This window comes from Parafrankia sp. FMc2 (assembly GCF_041008525.1).
GTDB lineage: Bacteria > Actinomycetota > Actinomycetes > Frankiales > Frankiaceae > Parafrankia.
The window spans coordinates 1-3,843 of record NZ_JBFLUG010000287.1 but is presented as its reverse complement, the minus strand read 5'-3'; the positions used below and the strand labels follow the sequence as shown (position 1 = coordinate 3,843).

Annotated in this window: 4 protein-coding genes and 1 pseudogene; 2 read left to right on the top strand and 3 right to left on the bottom strand. The window is 68.7% G+C overall.

The window, feature by feature from the left end; all coding sequences use genetic code 11:
• The first annotated feature begins 184 nt into the window (after nucleotides 1-184).
• On the top strand, nucleotides 185-472 hold the full coding sequence (locus tag AB1460_RS36165) for a group II intron maturase-specific domain-containing protein (RefSeq protein ID WP_368966993.1): 288 nt from the start codon (nucleotides 185-187) through the stop codon (nucleotides 470-472).
• A gap of 64 nt (nucleotides 473-536) precedes the next feature.
• Nucleotides 537-719, top strand: a pseudogene (locus tag AB1460_RS36160) (DUF255 domain-containing protein); the annotation flags it as partial.
• 132 nt (nucleotides 720-851) lie between these two features.
• Here the strand turns inward: AB1460_RS36160 and AB1460_RS36155 are convergent.
• The 3 genes from AB1460_RS36155 to AB1460_RS36145 are packed head-to-tail and all read right to left on the bottom strand — an operon-like array spanning nucleotide 852 to nucleotide 3,795.
• Nucleotides 852-1,601 (bottom strand): SDR family NAD(P)-dependent oxidoreductase, encoded by a 750-nt coding sequence (locus AB1460_RS36155; RefSeq protein WP_368966991.1) that lies wholly within the window; start codon nucleotides 1,599-1,601, stop codon nucleotides 852-854.
• 25 nt (nucleotides 1,602-1,626) lie between these two features.
• Nucleotides 1,627-2,769 (bottom strand): acyl-CoA dehydrogenase family protein, encoded by a 1,143-nt coding sequence (locus tag AB1460_RS36150; protein ID WP_368966990.1) that lies wholly within the window; start codon nucleotides 2,767-2,769, stop codon nucleotides 1,627-1,629.
• 48 nt (nucleotides 2,770-2,817) lie between these two features.
• Nucleotides 2,818-3,795: an NAD(P)H-dependent flavin oxidoreductase gene (locus AB1460_RS36145; protein WP_368966988.1), complete on the bottom strand. Its 978-nt coding sequence runs from the start codon at nucleotides 3,793-3,795 to the stop codon at nucleotides 2,818-2,820.
• Nucleotides 3,796-3,843 lie beyond the last annotated feature (48 nt).

Below are 3,843 nucleotides of genomic sequence, written 5' to 3'. Positions count from 1 at the left end.
CTGTACCTGTCCACCGCCACCAAACACGGGATTCCGCTGTTCCCCGCCCTCGTCCAACTCGCCGAGGGCCGCCCCTGGATGCCCGCCACCAGCTAACTCACGATCAAATCGGCACCTGACCAGTTACCGAAGAAGTATCTTCGCCGCGTTCCTTCCTGCGGCCAGCAGGGACGCCCTCAAGAAGATGGGGGGCGTGGTTCGCCACTGGCGGATCAACCTGCGCACCACCGATGACCTCGCGGCGCTCGCGGAGTGGATGAACCTAGTCCTCCGGGGCTGGATGAACTACTACGGGAAGTTCTACCGGACCGAGCTCGATGGTCTGCTACGGCGCGTCAACACCTACCTGGTGCGCTGGGCCAGACGGAAGTTCAAACGGCTCAGGTCGTTCAAGAAAGCCAAACGGTGGTGGAACGGGCTGCGTAGACAGCCCCGGCTGTTCGCTCACCGGGTCTGGATGACCGAGTTCTGACGGATTGGATGGGACGAGCGGAGTGACGGGAGACTGTCACGCTCCGTTCTGTGGGAGCCCGGGGGTGAAATTCCCCCGGGCCACCCGGCCGACCAGTCCCTACCTGCTCCAACACGCGGAGAACCCAGTGGATTGGTGGGAGTGGGGGCCCGAGGCGTTCGAGGAAGCGAAGCGCCGTGATACACCAATTCTGCTGAGCATGGGCTACGCGGCCTGTCACTGGTGCCAAGAGGTATGTCGATCGTCGACTGTCAGCGGGTATTGACGAAACCGCAGGTCAGGCGGCCAATTCCGGTTCGCACGAGTTCAGCGATTGTCGCCGTTGGACACCGATTCCGGGCCTTCGTGTATCACTCGGCCGGGCCGAGAAGAGGTCCGATCAGCGCGGCGCCATCCGGAGCGCGCCGTCCATGCGGACGGTCTCGCCGTTGATGTAGTCGTGCTCGATCAGCTGGGTGACGAGCTGGGCGAAGTCGGCGGGTTGGGCGAGCCGCTTGGGGAACGGAACGCCTGCTGCGAGTCCAGAGCGGAACTCGTCGCTGATGGTCGCGAGCATCGGCGTCTCGACGATGCCGGGCGCGATCGTGTTGACCCGGATGCCGTGCTGGGCGAGGTCGCGCGCGGCGGGCAGGGTGAGGCCGACAACGCCGCCCTTGGACGATGCGTAGGCCGCCTGCCCGATCTGGCCCTCGAAGGCCGCGATCGACGCGGTGTTGACGACGACGCCGCGCTGGCCGTGCTCGAGCTCCTCGGTGCGCGCGATCGCCTCGGACGCGAGGGCGAGCACGGTGAACGTGCCGATCAGGTTGACCTCGACCACCTTTCGGTAGAGGCCGAGGTCGTGCACGCCGGTGCGGCCGAGGACGCGTGCGGAGGGCCCGATGCCGGCACAGTTGACGACGACGCGAAGCGGCCCGTCCTCGGCCGCGAGGGAGACCGCGTGGCGGACCTCGTCCTCGCTGGTGACGTCGGCCTTCACGTACTTGACGTTGGCGATGTCGGGGGCGTCGGTGACGTCGAGGTCGATGCCGAAGACCCGGGCGCCGCGGGCGCCCAGCGCGGCTGCGGTGGCGTTGCCCAGCCCGGAGGCGGCGCCGGTGACGATGGCCGAGATGTTGTCGATCTGCATGGGGATCTCTCCGATCTGGTGGTGTTCAGCGGCCGAGGGCCCGGCCGATGACCAGGCGCTGGATCTGGTTGGTGCCCTCGAAGATCTGCATGACCTTCGTCTCTCGCATGTAGCGCTCCACAGGGAAGTCCCGCGTGTAGCCTGCACCGCCGAGGACCTGGACGGCGTCGGTGGTGACCTTCATGGCGTTGTCGGTGCACACGAGCTTGGCGACCGAGGCCTGGCGGCTGAACGGCCGGCCGACGTCGCGCAACCGCGCGGCGTGGAGGTACGTCGCTCGCGCGGACTCGACGGCGGCTGCCATGTCGGCCAGCAGGAAGCCGAGGCCCTGGTGCTCGATGATCGGGCGGCCGAACGTCTCCCGGTCCTGCGCGTAGGCCACGGCTGCGTCGAGTGCGGCCTGCGCGACACCGGTGGCGACGGCCGCGATGCCCAGCCGCCCTGAGTCGAGACCGGCCAGTGCGATCGGCAGCCCCTGGCCCTCTGCCCCGAGCCGCCGCTCTGCCGGCACGCGCACGCCGTCGAAGAGCATCGTGGTCGTCGTCGAGCTCATCAGGCCCATCTTCTGCTCCGGCACGTCGGCCGAGAGTCCCTCGGCGTCGGCCGGGACGAGGAAGCAGGATATGCCTCGACCGCCGTCGTCGGAGGTGCGGGCCATGACCTTGTAGAAGTCGGCCTTACCGCCGTGGGTTGTCCAGGCCTTCGCCCCGGTGATCACGTAGTCATCGCCGTCCCGGACCGCGCGGGTGCGCATCGCGGCCGGGTCGGAGCCCGCGTGCGCCTCGGAGAGGCAGTAGGCACCCAGCAGCTCGCCCGACAGCATCGCTGGCAGCCAGCGGCGCTTCTGCTCGTCCGTGCCGGCGTGGAAGAGGCCGAAGCAGCTCAGCGCGTGCACGCTGGTGCCGACGCCGACCGCCGCCCATGCAGAGGCGATCTCCTCCACGACCTGGAGGTAGACCTCGTAGGGCTGTCCGCCGCCGCCGTACTCCTCGGGGTAGGGGAGTCCGAGTAGGCCGGCCCGGCCGAGGGTCAGGAAGGCGTCTCGCGGGAACGTCGCGGTGCGCTCGCCCTCGTTGACCGCGTCTCGCAGCTCCTTGTCTGCGATCGTCTGGGTCAGCTCGATCAGGTCGGCGGACTCCTCGGTCGGCATCAGTCTCTCGGCCGGCATCGTGCTCCTATCGGTCGGTCGGGGAGGGACATGGGCGTCGCAGGCGGTTCAGGAGAGGTACGACGGCAGCCGATCGCCGATGATCGACTCGGCCTCGGCGACGATCGTGTCGATCACCTCGCGACAGCTGGCGATCTCGTCGATGAGGCCCTGGGTCTGGCCGGCCCACCACAGGCCGCCTTCGATATCGCCGTCCGCGAGCACGCGCTCACGCCCGCGGGCTCCCGAGGCCAGGTCCGCGACGTCGGCGAACGTCGCGCCCTCGCGCGCGGAGATCTCCGCGATCTGCTCGGAGACCGAGTTCCTCGCGACCCGCGCGGTGTTGTGGAACGTCCGGAAGATCAGCTGGGTGTCGCGCTCGGTATTCGCGACGACCTGGCGCTTGACGTTGACGTGGACCGGAGCCTCGTCGGTCGCGATGAAACGCGTTCCCATGTTGACCGCGCACGCCCCCAGTGCGAGTGCGGCGGCGAGACCCGAGCCCGTCGCGATGCCGCCCGACGCGATCACCGGGATGTCCAGAGCCTTGACCGCCGCGGGGATCAGGATCAGACCGGGCACGTCGTCCTCGCCCGGATGGCCGGCGCACTCGAAGCCGTCGATGCTGACGGCGTCGACGCCCTTGGCCTGTGCCGAGAGCGCGTGGCGGACGCTGGTCGCCTTGTGGATCACGCGCACGCCCGCGGCTTTGAAGTCCGGCAGGTGGGGCGCCGGGCTGGATCCGGCGGTCTCCACCACGGTGATCCCGGCCTCGATGATCGCCGCGCGGTACTCGCCGTACGGCACCGGCTGGATCGTCGGCAGGATGGTCAGGTTCACGCCGAACGGCTTGTCGGTGAGGTTGCGGGTGCGCGCGATCTCCTTGACCAGGTCCTCCGGCGTCGGCTGCGTGAGCGCGGTGAGGAAACCGAGCGCACCCGCCTCGGCGACCGCGCCGATCAGCTGCGCCGTGCCGTAGCCCGTCATGCCCCCGCAGAGGATCGGGTGCTCCACGCCGAACCGACGCGTGAATTCGGTGTTGATCACGAGCTTCCTCCGGAGATCCGATGCTACAGTCAGCGATGACTGTAGTCA